The following is a 23,414-nucleotide window of genomic DNA, read 5'->3' on the forward strand; positions in this document are numbered from 1 at the left end:
AATGTCATTTACGAAGCATGCCTTCGATAAAATCTTTCCAGTTCCCCAGTTCACGTTCAATCATAACTACCTCTCTTATTATTATCGGCCATTCTACGAGAATATATCATCATTGTGAAGAGTTTTTAATCAGTGATACTGCTCTACCCCCGTTGGTACGACTGGCTTGTAGATACTATGGGCTCTTCGCGTTAAATTTTATGTGACCAACTGCAATATTTTGAAATAACCTTAATCAGGGCCGGGAAAATAACTTTGTAGCTGTTCTTAAATGCATTTTTGGCTATCAGCGCTCTATGCAATAAAGATGAAATTATATTCAGGACTTAAGTGCAATTTGTCACGCTGCTGAATATTCAATAAGGTAATAAAACAAATGTGTTATATTTCCACAAACGTTTACTCATCGAAATTACTGAGCAACTGACCACTTTTAAGACAAAAGGATTCACCATGATCACCCTGTATGGCATTAAAAATTGCGACACCATTAAAAAAGCCCGCCGCTGGCTGGAGCACAACAACATTGAGTACCGTTTTCACGACTATCGCGCCGACGGTATTGATGCTGATTTGATGCAGAAATTTATTGCTGAGCTCGGCTGGGAGGCGCTGCTCAACACGCGCGGCACCACCTGGCGCAAACTGGATGAAAGTGTGCGGGCCAGCATCAACAATGCCGACAGCGCAGCCGCATTAATGGTGGAAATGCCCGCAATCATCAAACGCCCATTGCTCTGGGCGCCCGGTAAGCCTATGCTGCTGGGTTTCAACGAAAATCAATACCAAACCTATTTTATTGAGGTGTAGTCTATGTCATGCCCGGTCATTGAGCTGACTCAGCAGCTTATTCGCCGCCCCTCCCTGAGCCCTGATGATGCGGGTTGTCAGGCTCTGATGATCGAACGCCTGCGGGCGATTGGTTTTACCGTCGAACCGATGGATTTTGGCGACACGCAAAATTTCTGGGCCTGGCGCGGCCAGGGTGAAACCCTGGCATTTGCCGGACATACCGATGTGGTACCCGCCGGTGATGCCGATCGCTGGATCAACCCTCCTTTCGAACCGACCATCCGCGACGGCATGCTCTTTGGTCGTGGCGCGGCAGATATGAAAGGATCGCTGGCAGCGATGGTGGTTGCCGCCGAACGTTTCGTGGCGCAATACCCGAACCATAAAGGCCGCCTGGCGTTTTTAATCACCTCTGATGAAGAGGCCAGCGCTAAAAACGGCACCGTGAAGGTGGTTGAAACGCTGATGGCCCGTAATGAACGTCTGGATTACTGCCTGGTGGGCGAGCCGTCCAGCACCGAAATGGTGGGCGACGTGGTGAAAAATGGCCGTCGCGGCTCTATCACCTGCAACCTGACCATTCACGGTGTCCAGGGTCACGTGGCTTATCCGCATCTGGCCGATAACCCGGTGCACCGCGCCGCGCCGATGCTCGAGGAACTGGTTGGCATTGAGTGGGATAAAGGCAATGAATATTTCCCGCCGACCAGCATGCAGATCGCCAACATTCAGGCCGGTACCGGCAGCAACAACGTGATCCCTGGCGATCTGTTTGTGCAGTTCAACTTCCGCTTCAGCACCGAGCTGACGGATGAGATGATCAAAGCCCGCGTCGTGGCCCTGCTGGAGAAACACCAGCTGCGCTACAGCATCGACTGGTGGCTTTCGGGCCAGCCGTTCCTGACCGGGCGCGGCAAACTGGTGGATGCGGTGGTTAACGCCATCGCGCACTATAATGAAATTAAACCGCAACTGCTGACCACAGGCGGTACCTCTGACGGGCGCTTTATTGCCCGCATGGGTGCACAGGTGGTCGAACTTGGGCCGGCGAATGCCACGATTCATAAAATCAATGAATGCGTGAATGCCGCTGATTTGCAACTGCTGGCCCGTATGTATCAACGTATCATGGAGCAACTTGTCGCCTGACGGTTGCCCCAAAGAAGGATAAGCGAATGGACTGGCTGGCTAAATACTGGTGGATCCTGGTACTGGTTTTTCTGGTAGGCGTACTGCTGAATGTGATCAAGGATCTCAAGCGCGTTGACCATAAGAAATTCCTCGCCAACAAACCTGAACTCCCCCCACATCGTGACTTTAACGACAAGTGGGATGATGAAGACGACTGGCCGAAGAAAGACCAGAAGAAGTAATGCCTGCCCCTCTCCCCCGGCGGGGAGAGGGTTATCCGCTAAAAGAACTCCACGATGTCGTCATCATTGGGCTTGCCGCCGCTGAGCGCTTCATCGAAGTAACGTTTCGGCACGGTAAAACGCAGGTGATCCAGCGCAAACTGCATGCTGCGATCGTCAATGGCGTGCCCCAGATCGTCGACAATATCCAGCGTCACATCACCGCCCGCGCGGATCAGCGCCTCCTGGGCAGCAACCGCATGGGAGAGCTCAATCACGCGATCGTCCCCGCCGTGGATCAGATGAATAGTGGTTCTGGTGGTCGCCTGTCCGGGCAAGGTCGCATAGCGGCCATTAAAAGCAATTACCCGCGAGACCAGGCCTGGCTCCGCTTTTATGCTCTCCAGCGCCATAATCGCTCCCTGGGAAAAACCGATCAACGCCGTGGCATCCGCCTTCACACCGCTTTGCTGCTGCCAGTAACGCACCGTTTCGACAAAGGCCGGCATGATGGCATCCACGCGCTCCTGACGGCTCTCTTCGGTCACGCCCTGCACGGAAAACCACTGACGGCCGTTCGGGCCGCAAGGCTCCGGAGCGCCCACGCTCACCACAAGCGCGTCAGGAAACAGGGGTGCAAACCAGCGGCCAATCTCCCCCATATTGACCGGGTTGTCGCCAACGCCATGAAACAGCAGCAAAAGCTGTTTGGCTGGCATAGCGGGGCTCTGGACAACAAAATGGTCATGTTTCATGGCAGTCTCCTTAATGGGTAAGCGGGATTCTACGCCTGACAGGCAGAATGAACATGCCAGTTTACTGATGAAGTTATTGAAAAAATTGCCATTGCAAAACCGTCTGCTTCAGCTCCTGACAGCGCTGACTGTCCAGCTGCGCCAGCGCCTGGCCCGCTTCGCTGCGCAGATAATTCAGTAACGCCTTGCGCCCGTTCAGCCCCAGACTCTGGCTCAGAGCGCCGTCGTCCCGGTCCTGCTCGATTTTGCCCCGCAAGCCTGCCAGGGGCAGAACCGTTGACCGCAGCAGGCGCGTCAGACTGGCAAACGACGCCGTGAGGGGGCGATGCGCAAAAGCAAATCCGGCCAGCTCCAGCCAGTCATCATCATTAAGGGTAGACTCACCCGCGGGCTCTACCGGGATCTTTTCTCCGTTCATGCGTTCAATCACTGCGGCATCACGACAGAGCCGCTGATGCTCGCGCTGACACAGCGCCTGCCCCGCCGGGCTAAGCGGCAGGAGTGCCATCGCCGTGAAGCAGCCGCTACTGGCCTCCCGGTGGCTCCCCATGCGCACCAGCACAAAACCGCAGCGCTGCCAGAAACGCCAGAGCGCGTCGGTGTAACCAAAGCTCACAGAAAGGTAGTCGAGGCTCGTCTGCTGGCAGGCCGCGGCCACCAGCGCCCGGCCAATGCCTTCGCGCTGGCGGGCAGGATGAACGGCTACGCGGGTCACCCGTCTCGCGCTCAGCGTTGCCGCCAGGGGCGAGCCCCCGTGTGCCGCCAAAGATTGCGCCACCAGATTACCGCGCGGACGCCGGTAGCCCGCCCATACCGCCTGGCTGAGCGCCGGGCTTAAGCCTCCCTCCTCCACCAGCCACAGCGCGCCGCAGACGCTCTCCCCTGCCCGGGCGACGGCAAAATGCTGTCCGGGGGCATCCATCATGCGTCGCAGATCGAGGGGGGATGTCCGGTAGTGGGCCGCGCAAAGCAGTTTATAGACCGCCGCCGGGAGCGCAGGGGCGCGGTTCCAGGCCTCCTGCTCCAGGGTTGCGTAGCCGATCTCCCCCAGCGGGATGCTGTCGTCGGGCTCATCATCAAACAGCAGCACCTGGGCGATAAGGCGCTCCAGCGGGCAGCCTGACGCCCAGCGCACCGGGGTGGAGAGGGTGAAGTAACGCAGCCCGGCAAAACGGGCGCAGAACTTCAGCAGGAACCCCCTGCCGGTGCCCTCATAGCCCTGCACCGTGGTGGTAAGCAGGACCCGGGGGAAGCGCGTCACCAGCCGCTCCAGCAGCGGGCCGGGAATGGCCGCCGCCTCATCAACCATCAACCAGTCGGCATGTTCGTCCGAGGCCAGCAGGGCGTCAGGGGCCATAAAGCGATAGCGCTCACCGCCGAAACGGGCAATGACGTCGGTCGCCGCCCTGGCGGGAGCGGTGACAATGGCGTTGCCCGTAATGCGATGCAACAGCATGCCCGCCAGCGCCGACTTGCCGCGCCCGCGCGGAGCGGTGACGGCAGCGATGCCTTCGGGCATGGTAATGAGCTGGTCGAGTATCGCGGCCTGCTCGCTCTGGGGCTCGCCGTTGGCTGGATGCCAGTCGGGTGCGGGTGGCGTTGGCGTAAGCATAAAAGGCTCGCCCTGCTGCCAGCGTAACACCTGCGGATCGCCCAGGATGTGGCGGCAGAAGCGGTCAATAAAGCGCGGCGTAGGGATGGGCTCTGGCCTGTCGCTCCAGCGCAGGGAATCCTGGTCGGGAATTTTTGGCCACTGCGTCAGGGCGGGGGTGAGTAAAACCAGTAGACTGCCGGCTCGCAGGGTGCCCGCCACGGCAGCAAAGGCCGAGACGTCGAAGCCGTGCCGGGCGTCGAAGATAGCGTGAAGAAACTCACGGCCCAGCAGCCGATGCAGCGCTTGGGGCGCGCAGGATGGCGGCTGCGGGGCATCAGCGCCAATCCACAGCCACTCCCCGGGATACTCCTCTTTCAACAGCCGCGCCTGCTGCTGCGTCCAGGTTTCATCCCCGCTCAGCACCAGCAGCCGCCGGTGCCCTTCCCGCGCCAGTTGTTCAGGCAGGCCTGATAAATTCATCCCTGACATTGAAGATTACAGCGCCTTGCCGAAGGTATTGCATTGTGCCGGATCGCCGCCGTCAAAGCCCTTTTTGAACCAGTTATAGCGCTGTTCTGACGTACCGTGCGTAAAGCTGTCTGGCACGACATGACCCTGACTTTGCTGTTGCAAACGGTCATCGCCAATGGCGTGGGCCGCGTTGAGGGCCTCTTCCAGATCGCCCGCCTCCAGCACGCCCTCCTGCTGCATCTTGTGACCCCAGACGCCGGCAAAGCAGTCGGCCTGCAGTTCCATGCGTACCGACAGGGCATTCACCTCTTTCTCGCTGGCATTCTGCTGCAGCTGACGCACTTTAGGTTCAATCCCGAGCAGTTTTTGCACGTGATGGCCGACTTCATGGGCGATAACATAGCCCTGGGCAAAGTCGCCGTCGGCGCCCAGCTTATGTTTCATGTCATCGTAGAAGGAGAGATCGATATAGACGGTAGAGTCAGCAGGACAGTAGAACGGACCCATGACCGATTGTCCGGTGCCGCAGCCGGTGCGGGTGGCGCCGCGATACATCACCAGCTTCGGTTGCTGGTAGGTACGGCCCATTTTTTCAAACAGCTGGCCCCAGGTATCTTCCGTGGTGGCGAGAATGACCGACGTAAATTTCGCCGCCTCGTCTTCGCTCGGGCTGATGGAGCGCGTTGCCTGCTGCTGTTGCTGAATCGGTTGCCCGATTAACAGCCCGCTCAGGTCGACCCCGTAGTAGCCCGCCACCACGACCACCAGCAAAATAATAATGCCGCCCTTGCCTCCCGGCAGGCGAAATCCCGGGCCGCCCATTGACGGGCCCCTACTGCTGCGTCTGTCATCCACATTGTCACTTTCGCGACGCCCTTGCCAGCGCATAATCCCACCTCGAAAAATATCATCTTGATAACAGGTATGATCGTAGGCGCTTCGAAGCAAGATTACCACAGGAAACAGGAGTGAGATGCCAGAGGAGGCTGTGCTCCTCTGGCAGGTAGGGCAGGATTAATCGAGTTTAACACCCAGACGGTGAGCAACGGCTTCGTACGCTTCAATCAGGCCGCCCAGGCTTTGGCGGAAGCGGTCTTTGTCCATTTTATCCAGGGTCTCTTTGTCCCACAGGCGGCTGCCGTCCGGGGAGAATTCATCACCCAGCACCACCTCACCTTTATACAATCCGAATTCCAGTTTGAAGTCGACCAGAATGAGGCCCGCGTCGTCAAAGAGCTTCTTCAGCACGTCATTGGCTTTGAAGGTCAGCTCCTGCATACGCGCCAGATTCTCTTTGCTCACCCAGCCAAAGGTTTCGCAGTAAGATTCGTTGACCATCGGGTCGTGCATGGCGTCGTTTTTCAGGAACAGGTCGAACAGCGGTGGGTTCAGCTCCATGCCCTCTTCGATGCCCAGACGCTTCACCAGGGAGCCCGCGGCGCGGTTACGGACGACACATTCAACCGGCACCATGTCCAGCTTCTTCACCAGACACTCTGTATCGGACAGTAACGCTTCCATCTGCGTCGGGATACCCGCCTCTTCGAGCTTGCTCATAATGAAGTGGTTGAACTTGTTGTTCACCATGCCTTTACGGTCAAACTGCTCAATGCGCGCGCCATCTCCTGCTGACGTATCATTGCGGAACTCGAGCACCAACAGATCCGGGTTTTCGGTGCTGTATACGGTTTTCGCTTTGCCACGATACAACTCAGCTTGCTTCTGCATCTTCATTACTCCTGGTGTGATGATTTGTGTTCAAAACTGGAGATATTATGCCACGCACACGTTTGCGTAGCACGAAAATTAAAAGGGCTGGATTAACCAGCCCCTTTTTTTACTTGCTGAATGCCGCCTGAAGGACAGCGACCAGCGCATCATTCTGCGACTGGGTCAGCGTATGGCCTTTCGGATCGATAAACTGCAGGCTGCTACGGTTGTCCAGATCGCCGACCTGAAGTTTGTAATCGCCCGAAGCCAGACCCGGATCGCGTACGCCCAGCTCTTCCCAGCTGCTGTCAGAGAGCGGTTTGTAGGTGAGCGTCATGCTGCCGGTTGAGCGGGTGCTGTCGGTGACTTTCATGCCGACACGCTCAAGGGTGGAAGGCAGACGCTGCCAGACCTGGTTGAACGGACCACGCACTACCAGCATTGGCAGACCGGTATCGTCGGCAGCGCTCTGCACGTCGAAGGTGGCACCATTACGGTTCTGAGCAGCATTCGCCGCGTCGGTGGCGCTCTTATCAAGACCCGCAGCAATCACGTTAAGCAGTTCGGTGCTGTAACGCTGCATGGATGCCGCGTCGGCAACCGGTTTGCCCGCCTGCTCCAGGTTGATGAGTTTAACCACCACCGCCTGCTGATAACCCTGAGGTTTAACAGAGACTTGATAGCGCCCACGGTACTGCTGGTCTTCATCCAGACGGCTCCATTCGATCCAGTCTGTCGTCAGCGTCTGGCTGGCATCGTCGCGCTGGGTAATCGCGTAGTTCTTCGACTGAAGTACGCTCACCACCTGCGGCCACAGCCCGGCATTGCGCGCGCTCTCAACCTGCAGCGTCGCGGTATCGCCGGTGAACTGAGTACGCGCCCCGCTTACCAGCGCCAGAGGCTGTGCTGGCGGACGAATATCAAGCGCTTTGCCTACCGCGCCGCTACCGTTGGCAACCGGAATGTTGTAGTCGCCATTCTGAATGGGCAGGATCATGCCAGCAGGTGCATGAAGTTCAGCAAGCGGCGCAGCATCCAGATAGGATTCGTCACCGCTCACCTGGCGCTTGTAGCGTGAATCTGAGCTACAGGCCGCGAGCAGCATAACAAGCGAAACACCCGCAACCTTCACCAGGCGCGACTTCTGTACTGAGTAAGCCATCAAATCTCCCTAAACTTTACAGCAGACCGGCATGCTTCAGCGCCGCAGTGACCGTTTCACGACCGTGGTCGGTAATCGGGGTCATTGGCAGACGCAGCGTATCGGTCGCTACAAGTCCCAACTCCTTACATGCCCATTTCACTGGGATTGGATTGGGTTCGACAAATAATTTGTTGTGCAGCGGCATCAGACGCTGGTTAATCACACGCGCTTCCTGGAAATGACCAGCCGCAGCCAGTTTACACATTTCAGCCATATCGCGGGCTGCAACGTTAGAGGTCACGGAAATCACGCCGTGGCCGCCGAGCTGCATAAAGTCCAGCGAGGTCGCATCATCGCCACTCAGCAGAATAAAGTCGTCTGAAACCAGCTCTTTGATCTGATGAACGCGGCTTAAGTTCCCGGTCGCCTCTTTAATACCGATAATATTTTTTACTTTCGCGAGGCGGCCTACCGTTTCTGGCAGCATATCGCAGCCAGTGCGCGACGGCACATTATACAGAATTTGTGGCAAGTCAGTATGTTCAGCGATGGCTTTGAAATGCTGGAACAGACCTTCCTGGGTAGGACGGTTGTAGTATGGGGTTACCGTCAGGCATCCCACCACACCACTGTCGTTGAAGCGCTGGGTCAGACTGATGGCTTCAGCCGTGGCGTTGGCACCTGTACCAGCGATAACCGGGATACGCCCGTCAGCCAGTTCAAGGGTCATCAACACCACTTCGCCATGCTCTTCGTGGCTCAACGTAGCAGACTCACCGGTAGTTCCTACCGAAACAATCGCCGAGGTTCCGCTGGCGACATGATAATCAATCAGTTTCTTCAGGCTTGACCGGCAGACATTACCTTTCTCATCCATCGGTGTTACAAGCGCGACAATACTTCCCGTGAACATGGGCCATCCTCTGTGCGTACAAGAGCCTCAATGGTACGTTTGGTGCTGTAATAAAAGCAAGCGACGTGAGACCTCCAGGTTATTGTATGCCGGTTTTTTTTATGCTTTCCTTAGAAAGACTAAACCAAGCAAAGGAAGAACAGGTTTGACAACCTCATCACAACATTACCTGGTTATTACTGCGCTGGGTGCCGACAGGCCGGGGATCGTGAACACCATCACCCGCCACGTCAGTAGCTGCGGCTGCAACATCGAAGACAGCCGCCTGGCGATGCTGGGTGAAGAGTTTACTTTCATCATGCTGCTTTCCGGGTCGTGGAATGCGATTACCCTGATTGAATCGACCCTGCCGTTAAAAGGCGCAGAGCTGGATCTGCTGATCGTGATGAAGCGCACCACCGCGCGCCCGCAGCCTGCCCTGCCGGCTACCGTCTGGGTCCAGGTGGAAGTGACTGACTCCCCGCATTTAATCGAACGCTTTACCGCCCTGTTTGACAGCCACCAGATGAATATCGCCGAGCTGGTCTCGCGGACGCAACCGGGCAAAGATGACGCCGTGCCGAAACTGTTTATTCAGATCACCGCCCACAGCCCGGCGTCGCGGGATGCCTCAAATATCGAGCAAGCGTTCAAAGCCCTCTGTACAGAACTGAATGCTCAAGGCAGTATTAACGTCGTCAATTATTCCCAGTATGAACAGGATGGAGTTGAGTAATGAATCCACTGAAAGCCGGTGACATCGCACCGAAATTTAGCTTGCCCGATCAAGACGGTGAGCAAGTAAATTTGACCGACTTCCAGGGACAGCGTGTACTGGTCTATTTCTACCCGAAAGCCATGACCCCAGGCTGTACCGTACAAGCCTGCGGCTTACGCGATAACATGGACGAGTTGAAAACCGCCGGCGTCGAAGTGCTGGGTATCAGCACCGACAAACCGGAAAAACTGTCTCGTTTCGCCGAAAAAGAGCTGCTTAACTTCACGCTGCTTTCTGACGAAGATCACCAGGTTTGCAACGCGTTTGGCGTCTGGGGTGAGAAAACCTTTATGGGTAAAACCTATGACGGTATCCACCGCATCAGCTTCCTGATCGACGCTGACGGCAAAGTTGAACACGTGTTTGATGACTTCAAAACCAGCAATCACCACGATGTGGTGCTGGAATGGGTGAAAGCGAACGCCTGATTTGGCTCTTCGCTTGTTTGGCCGGGTGGCGCTACGCTTACCCGGCCTACAAAATCCATAGGCCCGTGCAAGCGTTAGCGCCGCCGGGCAACAGCCTACTCCTCCACTGCCGGCACATCCGGCCAGGCATGCACCACCGCTTTAACCAGCGTGGCCAGCGGGATCGCGAAGAAGACTCCCCAGAATCCCCATAATCCGCCAAAAATTACTACCGACAGAATAATGACGAGTGGGTGCAGGTTTACCGCTTCCGAGAACAGCACCGGAACCAGCAGGTTTCCGTCCAGCCCCTGAATAATCAGATAGACGACGAAACAGCTCCAGAACTCGGTGCCCAGACCAAACTGGAAGAGCGCCACGCCCACTACCGGAATGGTGACCACAAACGCCCCGATATAGGGAATCAGCACCGAGAAGCCTACCAGCACCGCCAGCAGTAGCGAGTAGTTCAGGCCGAAGATTAAGAAGCCAATCCAGGTGGCAACCCCAACGACAATCATCTCCAGCACTTTGCCGCGAATGTAGTTGGTGATCTGCTGGTTCATCTCCTTCCACACCTGCCCTGCCAGCCCACGGTTACGCGGCAGGACGCGGCGCACCGCGTTAAGCATCTGATCTTTGTCCTTGACCAGGAAGAAGACCATCAGCGGCACCAGCACCAGATAGACCGCCAGCGTCAGCAGGCCCACCAGCGACGCGAGGGAGAATTTGACCACCGTATCCCCCATCGTCATGATGCGGGTGCGCATGTTCTCAGCCATGGCATCAATGATGCCCGCATCCATCAGGGCTGGATAGCGGCGCGGCAGGGTGGCGGCAAAGTCAGAGAGTTTGCTGAGCATCCCCGGCATATCGCGGATGAGATTGATCCCCTGCTGCCAGGCGATCGGCAATACTACAAAGGACATCACCATCAGGATGCCGACAAAAAAGACCAGCACGATGATGCTGGCCCAGCGGCGGGAACAGCCAATATTTTCCAGCCGGACGGTAGGCCACTCCAGTAAATAGGCGAGCACGATTGCCACCAGTAGCGGCGCCAGCAGCCCGCTAAAGAAGAAGAGGATGCCAAAACCGGCAACCAGAATAATCAGCAAAGCAATGGCCTCAGGATCGCTAAAACGTCGGCGGTACCACTGCATTAATAACTCGAGCATTCAACCCTTCCCTGAAGATATTGGCGGAACGTAAAGAGTGAATTGTATCGAAGAGTTAATGAAAAGACTTTCGCTTTTTCTTGCTCCGTCACAAAACGCAAAAGCCTGAAAAGAGGGATTTTCTTATCGCCCTGAGGCGCATACACTTGCAGAGCAGCCGCAGATGAACGATATGCGGGTTCTTCGGTCAAATTAGCACACCCACCAGACAGGACAGAGGTTATGTTCAGGCAGTTGAAAAAAACGTTGGTTGCGACGCTCATCGCTGCGCTGACCGCTGGCCAGATGATGCCAGCCTTCGCTGACTCTGCAGACGCATTGCCGGATATGGGCACCTCGGCAGGAAGCACGCTCTCCATTGGTCAGGAGATGCAAATGGGCGATTTCTACGTGCGCCAGCTGCGCGGCAGTGCGCCGTTGATCAACGATCCATTGCTGGTGCAGTACATCAATTCGCTGGGGATGCGCCTTGTCTCCCACGCGGATTCGGTAAAGACCCCTTTCCACTTCTATTTGATCAATAACGACGAGATCAACGCCTTCGCCTTCTTCGGCGGCAACGTGGTGCTGCACTCGGCGTTATTCCGCTATGCCGACAACGAAAGCCAGCTGGCCTCGGTAATGGCGCACGAAATTTCTCACGTCACCCAGCGTCACCTGGCGCGCGCGATGGAAGATCAGAAGCGCAGCGCCCCGCTCACCTGGGTGGGCGCACTGGGCTCTATCCTGCTGGCGATGGCGAGCCCGCAAGCGGGTATGGCCGCGCTGACCGGTACCCTGGCGGGCACCCGTCAGGGGATGATCAGCTTTACCCAGCAAAATGAACAGGAAGCGGACCGCATCGGTATTCAGGTACTGCAACGCTCCGGGTTCGACCCGCAGGCGATGCCGAACTTCCTCGAAAAGTTACTCGACCGGGCGCGCTACTCCTCGCGTCCGCCGGAAATTCTGCTGACTCACCCCCTGCCGGAAAGCCGTCTCTCGGATGCCCGCAACCGCGCCAACCAGATGCGTCCGGTGGTGGCGCAGTCCTCAGAAGATTTCTATATGGCGAAGGTCAGAACCCTCGGCATGTACAACTCGGGGCGCAACCAGCTGACCAACGATCTGCTCGATGCCCTGAATAAAGGCAACGTGCGTGAACAGCGTGCCGCCCGGTATGGCCGTGCCTTACAGGCAATGGAGGCCAGCAATTATGACGAGGCGCGCAAAAACCTGCAGCCGCTGCTGGCCGCAGAGGCCAACAATGCCTGGTATCTTGATCTGGCAACTGACATCGACTTAGGGCAGAAAAAAGCCCAGGATGCGATCAACCGTCTGAAAGGCGCCCGTGACCTGCGCAATAACCCGGTCCTGCAACTCAACCTGGCGAATGCTTACTTACAGGGTGGACAGCCGCAGGAAGCCGCGCCCATTCTCAACCGCTACACCTTCAATAATAAAGATGATCCTAACGGCTGGGATCTGCTGGCCCAGGCGGAAGCCGCGCTCGGCCATCGCGATCAGGAGCTGGCTGCCCGCGCCGAAGGTTATGCCCTGGCCGGACGTCTGGATCAGGCCATCTCCCTGCTGAGCAGCGCCAGCTCGCAGGTGAAACTCGGCAGCCTGCAACAGGCCCGTTACGATGCCCGTATCGATCAGTTGCGCCAGCTGCAGCAGCGCTATCGCGCGTATGAAAAGATGTAAAAGGAGAAAAGATGTCTGACGCGGTTACGATCTACCATAACCCTCGCTGCTCAAAGAGCCGCGAAACCCTGAACCTGCTGAAAGCCAACGACGTTGAGCCGCAGGTGGTGCTCTATCTGGATACGCCGCCGGATGCCGACACCCTCCGCACGCTGCTCGCCCAGTTGGGAATGACCAGCGCCAGAGCGTTAATGCGCCAGAAAGAGGAGCTTTACAGAGAGTTGCGTCTGGCAGACAGCGCGCTCAGTGAAGATGAGTTAATTCAGGCGATGGTGGAGCATCCGAAGCTGATTGAGCGCCCGATTGTGGTGGCCAACGGCCAAGCCCGGATTGGCCGCCCGCCTGAGCAGGTGCTTGAGATTGTGAAGTAAGCAGGAATGGCCCGGTAGCGCGTGCGCCGGGCCTACAGATTGAGAATGTCTTTCACAAAAGGAATGGTGAGCTTCCGCTGGGCGGTGATGGATGCCTTATCCAGCTGATCGAGCGTCATAAACAGCGTACGCATCTCGCGATCTAAACGTTTTAGCAGAAAACGTCCCACATCTTCCGGCAGTTCAAATCCCCGTAACCGCGCCCGCAGCTGCAAAGCCTGCAGCTTATCTTCATCGGAAAGCGGCTGTAATTTGTAGATTTGTCCCCAGTCGAGACGCGAAGCCAGATCGGCCAGCCCGAGATTCAGCTGACGCGGCGGTCGATCGCCGGTAATCAGCAGCCGGGTCTTCCCCGACTCCAGAATGCGGTTATAGAGATTGAAAATCGCCATCTCCCACAGCTCATCCCCCGCCACGCATTCGATATTGTCGATGCAGACCAGCGACAGCTGTTCCATTCCATCGAGCACCTCCGGCACAAACCAGGTGCGTTTATCCAGCGGCACATAGCCGACCGCATCCCCGCGCTGAGAAAGTTCAGCACAGGCGGCGTGCAGCAGATGGCTGCGCCCCGCGCCTTCGCGTGACCAGATATAGATGTAACCGCTGTGCTCCTGGCGCAACACGTTTTGCAGTGCAGCCAGTAAAGAGGGGTTATCACCCGGCCAGAAACTCGCGAAAGTTTCGTCGTCGGGAAGATAAAGTGGCAAAGAGAGCTGTGCCGGTGCGTTCAGAAATACCTCAACCAGGTCTTACTCGGAATCGGCCCAGAGTTTAACACGGAACAAGCGGGGAGAGAACCGGGCGGATCGGCCACCCGGTTGCAGGATCAATGCGAGACTTTTTCGCTCTCTTCGGCGTCCAGCACCACCTCTTCCGGGCGCAGAACGGAGATCAGCTTGAAGATCAGGGCCAGACCGATACCGACGATGGTGGCCAGCGCCATGCCTTTCAGCTCGGCGGCGCCAATGTGCACCTTGGCACCACTGACGCCGATAATCAGGATCACCGAGGTCAGGATCAGGTTTTGCGCTTTGCTGTAGTCAACTTTTGAGTCGATCAGAACGCGAATACCGGAGGCGCCAATCACCCCGTACAGCAGCAGCGAAACACCGCCCATCACCGGAACCGGGATAATCTGGATAGCCGCCGCCAGCTTACCGACGCAGGAGAGCAGGATGGCGAAAATCGCCGCACCGCCGATAACCCAGGTGCTGTAGACGCGGGTAATAGCCATCACGCCGATATTCTCACCATAGGTGGTGTTTGGCGTGGAGCCGAAGAAACCGGAGATGATGGTTGAGAAGCCGTTGGCAAACATTGAGCGGTGCAGACCCGGGTCGCGGATCAGGTCGCGCTTGACGATATTCGCCGTCACCACCAGGTGACCGACGTGCTCGGCAATCACCACCAGCGCCGCAGGCAGAATGGTGAAGATGGCAAACCACTCAAAGCGCGGGGTGTAGAAGGTTGGCAGCGCGAACCAGTGAGCCTGGGCAATCGGGGTGGTATCCACAACGCCCATCGCAAAGGAGAGCGCATAGCCAGCCAGTACGCCGATCAGGATCGGGATAATTGCCATAAAACCGCGGAACAACACGGAGCCAAAGACCGTCACGCCCAGCGTGACCAGCGAGATAGTAATGGTTTTAGTATCCGGGGATTGCCCGTCGGCAGGCAGCAGGCCCGCCATGTTTGCGGCCACACCGGCTAATTCAAGACCGATGACGGCAACGATTGCGCCCATCGCCGCAGGGGGGAACATCACACCCAGCCAGCCGGTCCCCGCTTTCTTCACAATGAAAGCCACCAGACAGAACAGCACGCCGCACATAATGAAACCACCCAGCGCCACTTCATAGCCTAACGGCAACAACAGCAAGACCGGGGAGATAAAGGCAAAGCTGGAGCCCAGGTAGGCCGGAATCTTACCTTTACAAATAAAGAGATAAAGCAGCGTACCGATGCCGTTAAACAGCAGCACGGTGGCCGGGTTAATGTGGAACAGGATTGGCACCAGCACGGTTGCACCAAACATCGCAAACAGGTGCTGCAAACTAAGCGGGATTGTCTGCAAAAGTGGCGGTCTTTCACTCACCCCGATAGCACGGCGCGTCATAGAATCTTCCTCAAGTGTTGTTTGTTTTAAGCGGTTGGGTTTTTTATTCAAAAAAAAGCCGACTATCAAAGTCGGCTTCTTTTTCGTTATTCACTTATTTAGTACCAAAAATCTTATCGCCGGCATCGCCGAGTCCCGGGATGATGTACCCGTGCTCGTTCAGGCCCTGATCGACAGAGGCGGTGTACAGTTCAACGTCCGGGTGCGCTTTTTCCAGCGCAGCAATGCCTTCCGGCGCGGCAACCAGTACCAATACTTTGATGCTGCTGCAGCCCGCGTTTTTCAGCAGGTCGATGGTGGCGATCATGGAGCCACCGGTGGCCAGCATCGGGTCAACGACCAGCGCCATACGCTCGTCGATATTGGAGACCAGCTTCTGGAAATAGGGCACCGGCTCCAGCGTCTCTTCGTTACGGTAGATGCCAACCACGCTGATACGCGCGCTCGGAACGTGCTCCAGCACCCCTTCCATCATGCCCAGACCTGCGCGCAGGATTGGCACAACGGTAATTTTTTTGCCTTTGATCTGCTCAACCTGTACCGGGCCGTTCCAGCCTTCGATGGTCACAGTTTCGGTTTCCAGATCGGAGGTTGCTTCATAGGTCAGTAAGCTGCCAACTTCAGAGGCCAGTTCACGAAAGCGCTTAGTGCTGATGTCATGCTCACGCATCAGGCCCAGCTTGTGTTTAACGAGTGGGTGTTTCACTTCCACAATCTTCATTCTCTTTCTCCTTCGGGTGGCAGCCACAAAAAAAATCGCCGGATTATACCGCTTTTTTCGGATAGCACCATACCCATCTTGCTTGACCGGGATCAACCAAAGTGAATTAGAGGCTGTCAGAGAGTATAAAAGAGACAAAAAAAACCGGCGGGGGATCGCCGGCTTTTGTGCGGATTTTCGCCCGGCGGTGCTGCGCTTGCACGGGCCTACGGTTTTGTAGGCCGGGTAAGGCGAAGCCGCCACCCGGCAGTGGGCGTTTAAAGCGACTCGCCGTTGCTGGCGATCACCTTCTGATACCAGGCGAAAGACCTCTTCTTGCTGCGATTCAGCGTGCCGTTGCCTTCGTTGTCTTTATCAACATAGATAAAGCCATAGCGTTTTTTCATCTCGCCCGTTCCGGCAGAGACCAGATCGATACAGCCCCACGGGGTATAGCCCATCAGATCCACGCCATCTTCCACCACCGCTTTTTTCATCTCACGGATATGGGCGCTGAGATAGTCAATGCGGTACTGGTCATTGACCGTGCCGTCACTCTCCAACACGTCGATGGCGCCAAACCCGTTCTCGACAATAAACAGCGGCAGCTGGTAGTGATCCCAGAACCAGTTCAGGGAGTAACGCAGCCCCACCGGATCAATCTGCCAGCCCCAGTCCGATTTCTGCACATAGGGGTTGGAGACCAGGCTTTTGCTTTCGTCGTAGTCGAGCTGCGGGTTGTCCTCCGTGGCTTTGGTGGCAAACGACATGTAGTAGCTGAAGCCGATGTAATCCACGCAGCCCTGTTTCAGCGCCGCTTTATCCTCTTCGGTGATATCCAGCGCAAAACCGCGACGGGCAAAGTAGTTCAGAAGATGCTGCGGATAGGCGCCGCGCACGTGCACATCGGTGAACCAGTAGCGGCGGTGCATGGCATTCATCGCCATCATCATGTCGTTCGGGGCGCAGGTCAGGGGATAGATCGGACACATGGCGATCATGCAGCCAATTTTCAGGGACGGGTTGATGTCGCGTCCGGCTTTTACCGCCAGGGCACTGGCGACCAGCTCATAGTGCGCCGCCTGGAACATCACCGGCTCGCGATCTTCACCCGGCTGGTACTTCAGCCCGGAGTTGGTAAACGGGGCGAAATCTTCGTGGAAGTTGGCCTGGTTGTTGATCTCGTTAAAGGTCATCCAGTATTTCACTTTGTGCTGATAGCGCTCGAATACCACGCTGGCAAAGCGCACAAAGAAGTCGATCAGTTTGCGGTTACGCCAGCCGCCGTACTCTTTCACCAGGTGATAAGGCATTTCGAAGTGCGAGAGGGTGATCACCGGCTCGATGCCATGCTTCAGGCACTCATCAAACAGATCGTCATAAAACTGGAGCCCCGCCTCGTTAGGCTGCTGTTCATCGCCTTTCGGGAAAATACGCGTCCAGGCTATGGAGGTGCGGAAACATTTAAAGCCCATTTCCGCGAACAGCTGGATGTCATCTTTATACCGGTGATAGAAATCGATGGCTTCATGGTTGGGGTAGTTTTTGCCCGGCAGTACGCCGTCGGTAATTTCGCGGGGGACGCCGTGGGCGCCAGCGGTCATCACATCTGCCACGCTCGTGCCCTTCCCGCCCTCCTGCCAGCCGCCTTCAAGTTGATGCGCCGCCACTGCGCCGCCCCACAGAAAACCCTCTTTGAATCCTGACATGCAATATCCCTCATTCAGCGTTAATTATCGGCAAAAAAGAGTACAGAAACCGGTTTCAGTGAAATGATGTGCATTCAGTGGCAGGGTTGCAAGAATAAGAATGTACCCGGTTTCATTTTCGTGAACGGGTTCATGTTTGTATGCTAAGAGTCGATTTTTACTCAATTTTCAGGCGCACATTTTTCTGTTGCAGAATGGGCTCGCAAACGTTTGCCTGGACTGTTAGAATTGCGCCGATTTTTCTTATATCGCAATGCAATCGCGTGGGGACTTGAGCCGTGACCAACAAAACTTCTCTCAGCTACAAAGATGCCGGTGTAGATATTGACGCAGGTAATGCGCTGGTTGACCGTATCAAAGGGGTAGTTAAAAAAACCCGCCGCCCGGAAGTGATGGGAGGTCTGGGAGGATTCGGCGCACTGTGCGCGCTGCCGCAAAAATACCGTGAACCGGTTCTGGTCTCAGGCACCGACGGCGTGGGCACCAAGCTGCGTCTGGCGATGGATCTGAAACGCCACGACACCATCGGCGTTGACCTGGTTGCGATGTGCGTGAACGACCTGGTGGTTCAGGGCGCTGAGCCGCTGTTCTTCCTCGACTACTACGCGACCGGCAAGCTGGACGTCGACACCGCAGCCAGCGTCATCAGCGGTATCGCAGAAGGCTGTTTGCAGTCAGGCTGTGCACTGGTCGGCGGTGAAACCGCTGAAATGCCGGGCATGTACCACGGCGACGATTACGACGTGGCTGGCTTCTGCGTGGGCGTTGTCGAAAAATCAGAGATCATTGACGGCAGCAAAGTGGCCGACGGCGACGTGCTGATTGCGCTGGGCTCCAGTGGCCCGCACTCTAACGGCTACTCCCTGGTGCGCAAAATTGTTGAAGTGAGCGGCTGCGACCCTCTCACCACCGAGCTGGAAGGTAAACCGCTGGCCGATCACCTGCTCGAACCGACCCGCATCTACGTGAAATCCATTCTGGAGCTGATTGAGAATGTGGACGTTCACGCGATTGCCCACCTGACCGGCGGCGGCTTCTGGGAAAACATTCCGCGCGTCCTGCCGGATAACACCCAGGCGGTGATCGACGCATCCTCCTGGCAGTGGCCTGCGGTATTTAACTGGCTGCAGGATGCCGGTAACGTCAGCGATCATGAGATGTATCGCACCTTCAACTGCGGCGTGGGGATGGTTATCGCCTTGCCGGCAAGCGAAGTGGACAATGCCCTGGCGCTGCTGCAGGCGAAAGGTGAAAACGCGTGGAAAATCGGTATCATCAAAGCATCTGATTCCGAACAGCGTGTGGTCATTGAATGAAAAATATAGTGGTGCTCATTTCCGGTAACGGAAGTAATTTGCAGGCTATCATCGATGCCTGCATACAGAAGAAGATCAACGGCACCCTCCGCGCAGTATTCAGTAACAAGGCCGATGCATACGGCCTTGAGCGTGCCCGCCTCGCGGGCATTGCCACGCATGCGCTCAGCGCTGCCCAGTTTGCCAGCCGCGAGGCGTTTGACCGCGAATTGGTGCAGGAGATTGACGCCTACGCCCCGGATGTGGTGGTGCTGGCCGGCTACATGCGGATCTTAAGCCCGGCGTTTGTCGCGCACTATGCCGGACGTCTGCTCAATATCCACCCCTCCCTGCTGCCTAAATATCCTGGCCTGAATACCCACCGTCAGGTGCTGGACAACGGCGATGAGGAGCACGGCACCTCGGTCCATTTCGTTACTGACGAACTGGACGGCGGCCCGGTGATCCTGCAGGCGAAAGTGCCGGTGTTTGAAGGCGACAGTGAAGAGGAGGTGACCGCCCGGGTGCAGGCTCAGGAGCACGCTATCTACCCGCTGGTGGTGAGCTGGTTCGTTGAAGGCCGTCTTAAAATGCGCGACGGCGCCGCCTGGCTGGATGGCGCGCCGTTACCCCCGCAAGGTCACGCGGCGGAAGAGTAAACTTTTGCCGGGTGGCGCTATCGCTTACCCGGCCTACAGCACCTTTTGCCCCGCCAACTCTCTATTATCCCTCAAGAAAAAATTTAACTGTCATACTTTTCTGACACAGTTGGACATATTGTGGAAATGCTCGCCATAATAAAGGCGAGACGGATTTACCACGTCCTGTGATTGAACTGGAGTGTGAGTAGTAATGGGTCAGGAAAAGTTATACATCGAGAAAGAGCTAAGCTGGTTAGCGTTCAACGAGCGCGTGCTTCAGGAAGCGGCCGACAAAAGTAACCCGCTGATTGAGCGCATGCGTTTTCTGGGGATTTACTCCAATAATCTGGATGAATTCTATAAAGTGCGTTTCGCTGAACTGAAGCGTCGAATCATCATTAGCGAAGAGCAGGGTTTAAACTCGAATTCGCGTCATCTGCTTGGCAAGATCCAGTCCCGGGTACTGAAAGCCGACCAGGAATTTGACAGCCTGTATAACGAACTGCTGCTGGAGATGGCGCGTAATCAAATCTTCCTGATTAACGAGCGTCAGCTCTCGGTTAACCAGCAGAGCTGGCTGCGTCACTATTTCAAACAGTATCTGCGCCAGCACATCACCCCGATTCTGATTAACCGCGAAACCGATCTGGTGCAGTTCCTGAAAGATGACTACACCTATCTGGCGGTGGAGATTATCCGCGGCGACAGCATCCGCTATGCGCTGCTGGAAATCCCGTCAGACAAGGTGCCGCGCTTCGTCAACCTGCCACCGGAAACGCCGCGCCGCCGCAAGCCGATGATCCTGCTGGATAACATCCTGCGCTACTGCCTGGACGATATCTTCAAAGGCTTCTTCGACTACGATGCGCTGAACGCCTATTCCATGAAGATGACCCGCGATGCCGAGTATGACCTGGTGCACGAGATGGAGGCCAGCCTGATGGAGCTGATGTCATCCAGCCTTAAGCAGCGTCTGACGGCGGAGCCGGTGCGCTTTGTCTATCAGCGCGATATGCCTGATGCCATGGTTGATATGCTGCGCGAAAAGCTGACCATCTCCCGCTATGACTCCATTGTGCCGGGCGGTCGCTATCACAATTTCAAAGACTTTATCGGCTTCCCAAACGTCGGCAAGGCCAACCTGGTGAACAAGCCGCTGCCCCGCCTGCGCCATATCTGGTTTGATAAGTTCCGTAACGGCTTCGACGCCATTCGCGAGCGCGATGTCCTGCTCTACTATCCGTACCACACCTTTGAGCATGTGCTGGAGCTGATGCGTCAGGCGTCGTTCGACCCCAACGTGCTGGCGATTAAAATCAACATCTACCGCGTGGCGAAAGATTCCCGCATTATCGATGCGATGATCCACGCTGCCCACAACGGCAAAAAAGTGACCGTGGTGGTGGAGTTGCAGGCGCGTTTCGATGAAGAGGCCAACATCCACTGGGCCCGTCGTCTGACCGAAGCGGGCGTACACGTGATCTTCTCGGCCCCTGGGTTGAAGATCCACGCCAAGCTGTTCCTCATCTCCCGTAAAGAGGGTGATGATGTGGTGCGTTATGCCCACATCGGCACCGGTAACTTCAACGAGAAGACCGCGCGCATCTATACCGACTACTCGCTGTTGACCGCCGATGCGCGGATCACCAACGAGGTGCGTCGGGTCTTCAACTTTATTGAAAACCCCTATCGTCCGGTTAATTTCGACTATCTGCTGGTCTCCCCGCAGAACTCCCGTCGTCTGCTGTATGACATGATCGACCGCGAGATCGCCAACGCGCAAAACGGCCAGCCGGCCGGCATTACGCTTAAGCTCAACAACCTGGTCGATAAAGGACTGGTGGATCGCCTGTATGCCGCCTCCAGTTCGGGAGTTCAGGTTAATCTGCTGATCCGCGGCATGTGCTCGCTGATCCCCGATCTTGAGGGCATCAGTGAAAATATTCGCGTCATCAGCATCGTCGATCGCTATCTTGAGCACGATCGGATCTATATTTTTGAGAATGGCGGCGATAAACGCGTTTACCTCTCTTCCGCCGACTGGATGACGCGAAACATCGATTACCGGATTGAAGTGGCGGCACCGCTGCTCGATCCGCGGCTGAAGCAACAAATTCTTGATATTATCGACCTGTTGTTAAGTGATACTGTAAAAGCACGTTATGTCGATAAAGAACTGAGTAACCGCTATGTGCCGCGCGGCAATCGCCGTAAAGTACGGGCACAGCTGGCGATTTACGACTATATCAAATCACTCGAGCAATCCGATTAACCTATGCCGATAAACGATAAGACCCCACGACCGCAGGAGTTTGCTGCGGTCGACCTTGGTTCTAACAGCTTCCACATGGTCATCGCCCGTGAGGTGGATGGCGCAATGCAGATCATCGGTCGTCTGAAGCAGCGCGTCCACCTGGCTGATGGCCTGGATGCGAACAATATGCTCAGCGAAGAGGCGATGGAGCGCGGGCTGAACTGCCTGTCGCTGTTTGCCGAACGCCTGCAGGGTTTCACCCCGTCGAGCGTCTGCATTGTCGGAACGCATACCCTGCGCCAGGCCGCAAACGCGACGGAATTTTTAAAGCGCGCGGAAAAGGTGATCCCCTACCCTATCGAAATCATTTCGGGTAACGAAGAAGCCCGTCTGATTTTTATGGGCGTGGAACATACGCAACCTGAAAAAGGCCGCAAGCTGGTGATTGATATTGGCGGCGGCTCGACGGAGCTGGTGATCGGCGAAAACTTTGAGCCGCATCTGGTCGAAAGCCGCCGGATGGGCTGCGTCAGCTTTGCCCAACTCTATTTCCCCGGCGGGGCGATCAGCCGGGAGAACTTCCAGCGCGCGCGGATGGCCGCGGTACAGAAGCTGGAGTCCCTCGCCTGGCAATACCGTCTGCAGGGCTGGAACGTGGCGCTTGGCGCCTCGGGTACGATCAAAGCGGCACACGAAGTGCTGGTGGAGATGGGCGAAAAAGATGGCTTTATTACCCCTGAGCGTCTGACCAGGCTGATGGAAGAGGTGCTCAAGCATAAGAGCTTTACCGCCCTCAGCCTGCCGGGTCTCTCCGAAGAGCGCAAAGCGGTGTTTGTGCCGGGTCTGGCGATCCTGTGTGGCGTGTTCGATGCGCTGGCGATCCGCGAGCTGCGTCTTTCCGACGGCGCGCTGCGCGAAGGGGTACTCTATGAGATGGAAGGCCGTTTCCGTCATCAGGATATTCGCAGCCGCACCGCGCAGAGCCTGGCCAACCAGTACAATATTGACCGCGAACAGGCCAGACGCGTGCTGGAAACCACGACCCAAATGTATGAGCAGTGGGAAGCCCAGAACCCGAAACTGGCGCATCCGCAGCTGGCGGCTCTGCTCAAATGGGCGGCGATGCTGCATGAAGTGGGGCTCAATATCAACCACAGCGGGATGCACCGCCATTCGGCCTACATTCTGCAACACAGCGACCTGCCAGGCTTCAACCAGGAGCAGCAGACCATGATGGCCTCGCTGGTGCGCTATCATCGTAAAGCCGTTAAGCTGGATGAGCTGCCGCGCTTTACGCTGTTCAAGAAAAAACAGTTCCTGCCGCTGATCCAGCTGTTACGTCTGGGCGTGCTGCTGAACAACCAGCGCCAGGCGACGACGACGCCACCTACGCTGACGCTCACCACGGACGATAACCACTGGACGCTGAGTTTCCCGCATGACTGGTTTAGCCAGAATGCGCTGGTCTTGCTGGATCTGGAAAAAGAGCAACAGTACTGGAGCGCCGTCACCGGCTGGTGCCTGAAAATTGAAGAAGAGCACTCCCCGCACGTCGCCGCGTAATCT

23 protein-coding genes are annotated in these 23,414 nt (G+C 56.5%); 11 read left to right on the forward strand and 12 right to left on the reverse strand.

The annotated features are described in order from the left end of the window. Positions 1–4 precede the first annotated feature (4 nt). Complete coding sequence (gene ypfM / locus C2U54_RS21820) at positions 5–64, reverse strand: protein YpfM (RefSeq protein ID WP_015572204.1); 60 nt, start codon at positions 62–64, stop codon at positions 5–7. A 389-nt stretch (positions 65–453) separates the two neighbouring features. Between ypfM and C2U54_RS21825 the strand changes: the two genes are divergently transcribed. Genes C2U54_RS21825 through C2U54_RS21835 form a run of 3 tightly spaced genes read left to right on the forward strand, consistent with a single transcriptional unit; the run spans position 454 to position 2,165 of the window. Next, entirely contained in the window at positions 454–810 is a 357-nt protein-coding gene (locus C2U54_RS21825) for an ArsC family reductase (protein ID WP_103180672.1), read from the forward strand. A 3-nt stretch (positions 811–813) separates the two neighbouring features. Then, positions 814–1,941, forward strand: a complete 1,128-nt coding sequence (dapE, locus tag C2U54_RS21830; RefSeq protein ID WP_103180673.1) for a succinyl-diaminopimelate desuccinylase — start codon at positions 814–816, stop codon at positions 1,939–1,941. Between the two features lie 26 nt (positions 1,942–1,967). Beyond that, on the forward strand, positions 1,968–2,165 hold the full coding sequence (locus tag C2U54_RS21835; protein ID WP_039029679.1) for a YpfN family protein: 198 nt from the start codon (positions 1,968–1,970) through the stop codon (positions 2,163–2,165). A 38-nt stretch (positions 2,166–2,203) separates the two neighbouring features. Here C2U54_RS21835 and ypfH read toward each other — a convergent pair whose 3' ends face one another. The 6 genes from ypfH to dapA form a co-directional block, all read right to left on the reverse strand. Further along, a complete protein-coding gene (ypfH, locus tag C2U54_RS21840) occupies positions 2,204–2,899 on the reverse strand; it encodes an esterase (protein ID WP_103180674.1) in 696 nt (231 codons plus the stop codon). A 73-nt stretch (positions 2,900–2,972) separates the two neighbouring features. Then, complete coding sequence (locus C2U54_RS21845; RefSeq protein ID WP_327059520.1) at positions 2,973–4,973, reverse strand: tRNA(Met) cytidine acetyltransferase TmcA; 2,001 nt, start codon at positions 4,971–4,973, stop codon at positions 2,973–2,975. Positions 4,974–4,988: 15 nt separating this feature from the next. Beyond that, the gene (gene ypfJ / locus C2U54_RS21850; protein WP_103180676.1) at positions 4,989–5,852 is read right to left on the reverse strand and encodes a KPN_02809 family neutral zinc metallopeptidase; all 864 of its coding nucleotides are present in this window, start codon (positions 5,850–5,852) and stop codon (positions 4,989–4,991) included. Positions 5,853–5,978: 126 nt separating this feature from the next. Further along, the gene (purC, locus tag C2U54_RS21855; RefSeq protein WP_103180677.1) at positions 5,979–6,692 is read right to left on the reverse strand and encodes a phosphoribosylaminoimidazolesuccinocarboxamide synthase; all 714 of its coding nucleotides are present in this window, start codon (positions 6,690–6,692) and stop codon (positions 5,979–5,981) included. A 109-nt stretch (positions 6,693–6,801) separates the two neighbouring features. Then, positions 6,802–7,836: an outer membrane protein assembly factor BamC gene (gene bamC / locus C2U54_RS21860; RefSeq protein WP_103180678.1), complete on the reverse strand. Its 1,035-nt coding sequence runs from the start codon at positions 7,834–7,836 to the stop codon at positions 6,802–6,804. Positions 7,837–7,852: 16 nt separating this feature from the next. Then, positions 7,853–8,731, reverse strand: coding sequence for a 4-hydroxy-tetrahydrodipicolinate synthase (gene dapA, locus C2U54_RS21865; RefSeq protein WP_103180679.1), 879 nt, complete (start codon positions 8,729–8,731; stop codon positions 7,853–7,855). Between the two features lie 145 nt (positions 8,732–8,876). Here dapA and C2U54_RS21870 point away from each other — a divergent pair, with 145 nt between their 5' ends. Then, positions 8,877–9,446: a glycine cleavage system transcriptional repressor gene (locus tag C2U54_RS21870; RefSeq protein ID WP_199184418.1), complete on the forward strand. Its 570-nt coding sequence runs from the start codon at positions 8,877–8,879 to the stop codon at positions 9,444–9,446. Further along, positions 9,446–9,916: a thioredoxin-dependent thiol peroxidase gene (gene bcp / locus C2U54_RS21875; RefSeq protein ID WP_039029687.1), complete on the forward strand. Its 471-nt coding sequence runs from the start codon at positions 9,446–9,448 to the stop codon at positions 9,914–9,916. The genes C2U54_RS21870 and bcp overlap by 1 nt, the downstream gene beginning before the upstream one ends. 95 nt (positions 9,917–10,011) lie before the next feature. Here the strand turns inward: bcp and C2U54_RS21880 are convergent, their stop codons facing one another. Next, entirely contained in the window at positions 10,012–11,073 is a 1,062-nt protein-coding gene (locus tag C2U54_RS21880; protein WP_103180681.1) for an AI-2E family transporter, read from the reverse strand. Between the two features lie 222 nt (positions 11,074–11,295). On the opposite strand from C2U54_RS21880, the gene bepA reads away from it, so the two are divergent. Then, a complete protein-coding gene (gene bepA / locus C2U54_RS21885; RefSeq protein ID WP_103180682.1) occupies positions 11,296–12,759 on the forward strand; it encodes a beta-barrel assembly-enhancing protease in 1,464 nt (487 codons plus the stop codon). Positions 12,760–12,770: 11 nt separating this feature from the next. Beyond that, entirely contained in the window at positions 12,771–13,130 is a 360-nt protein-coding gene (gene arsC / locus C2U54_RS21890) for an arsenate reductase (glutaredoxin) (RefSeq protein WP_103180683.1), read from the forward strand. Positions 13,131–13,162: 32 nt separating this feature from the next. Here arsC and C2U54_RS21895 read toward each other — a convergent pair whose 3' ends face one another. The 4 genes from C2U54_RS21895 to C2U54_RS21910 form a co-directional block, all read right to left on the reverse strand. Then, a complete protein-coding gene (locus C2U54_RS21895; protein WP_214422612.1) occupies positions 13,163–13,864 on the reverse strand; it encodes a DnaA inactivator Hda in 702 nt (233 codons plus the stop codon). A 95-nt stretch (positions 13,865–13,959) separates the two neighbouring features. Continuing rightward, positions 13,960–15,249 (reverse strand): uracil permease, encoded by a 1,290-nt coding sequence (gene uraA, locus C2U54_RS21900; protein ID WP_103180685.1) that lies wholly within the window; start codon positions 15,247–15,249, stop codon positions 13,960–13,962. 94 nt (positions 15,250–15,343) lie between these two features. Next, positions 15,344–15,970 carry a uracil phosphoribosyltransferase gene (upp, locus tag C2U54_RS21905; RefSeq protein WP_032613066.1) on the reverse strand — a complete coding sequence of 209 codons (627 nt, stop codon included), beginning with the start codon at positions 15,968–15,970 and terminating at the stop codon, positions 15,344–15,346. Between the two features lie 257 nt (positions 15,971–16,227). Further along, positions 16,228–17,658 (reverse strand): 6-phospho-beta-glucosidase, encoded by a 1,431-nt coding sequence (locus C2U54_RS21910; protein WP_103180686.1) that lies wholly within the window; start codon positions 17,656–17,658, stop codon positions 16,228–16,230. A gap of 278 nt (positions 17,659–17,936) precedes the next feature. Here C2U54_RS21910 and purM point away from each other — a divergent pair, with 278 nt between their 5' ends. The 4 genes from purM (at position 17,937) to ppx (ending at position 23,411) form a co-directional block, all read left to right on the forward strand. Then, positions 17,937–18,974 (forward strand): phosphoribosylformylglycinamidine cyclo-ligase, encoded by a 1,038-nt coding sequence (gene purM, locus C2U54_RS21915; RefSeq protein WP_103180687.1) that lies wholly within the window; start codon positions 17,937–17,939, stop codon positions 18,972–18,974. Beyond that, positions 18,971–19,612: a phosphoribosylglycinamide formyltransferase gene (gene purN, locus C2U54_RS21920; RefSeq protein WP_103180688.1), complete on the forward strand. Its 642-nt coding sequence runs from the start codon at positions 18,971–18,973 to the stop codon at positions 19,610–19,612. The genes purM and purN overlap by 4 nt, the downstream gene beginning before the upstream one ends. Positions 19,613–19,805: 193 nt before the next feature. Further along, a complete protein-coding gene (gene ppk1, locus C2U54_RS21925; RefSeq protein ID WP_103180689.1) occupies positions 19,806–21,866 on the forward strand; it encodes a polyphosphate kinase 1 in 2,061 nt (686 codons plus the stop codon). Positions 21,867–21,869: 3 nt separating this feature from the next. Next, the gene (gene ppx / locus C2U54_RS21930) at positions 21,870–23,411 is read left to right on the forward strand and encodes an exopolyphosphatase (protein WP_103180690.1); all 1,542 of its coding nucleotides are present in this window, start codon (positions 21,870–21,872) and stop codon (positions 23,409–23,411) included. Positions 23,412–23,414 lie beyond the last annotated feature (3 nt).

Origin of the sequence: Leclercia sp. LSNIH1 (assembly GCF_002902985.1) — a bacterium.
Classification (GTDB): domain Bacteria; phylum Pseudomonadota; class Gammaproteobacteria; order Enterobacterales; family Enterobacteriaceae; genus Enterobacter.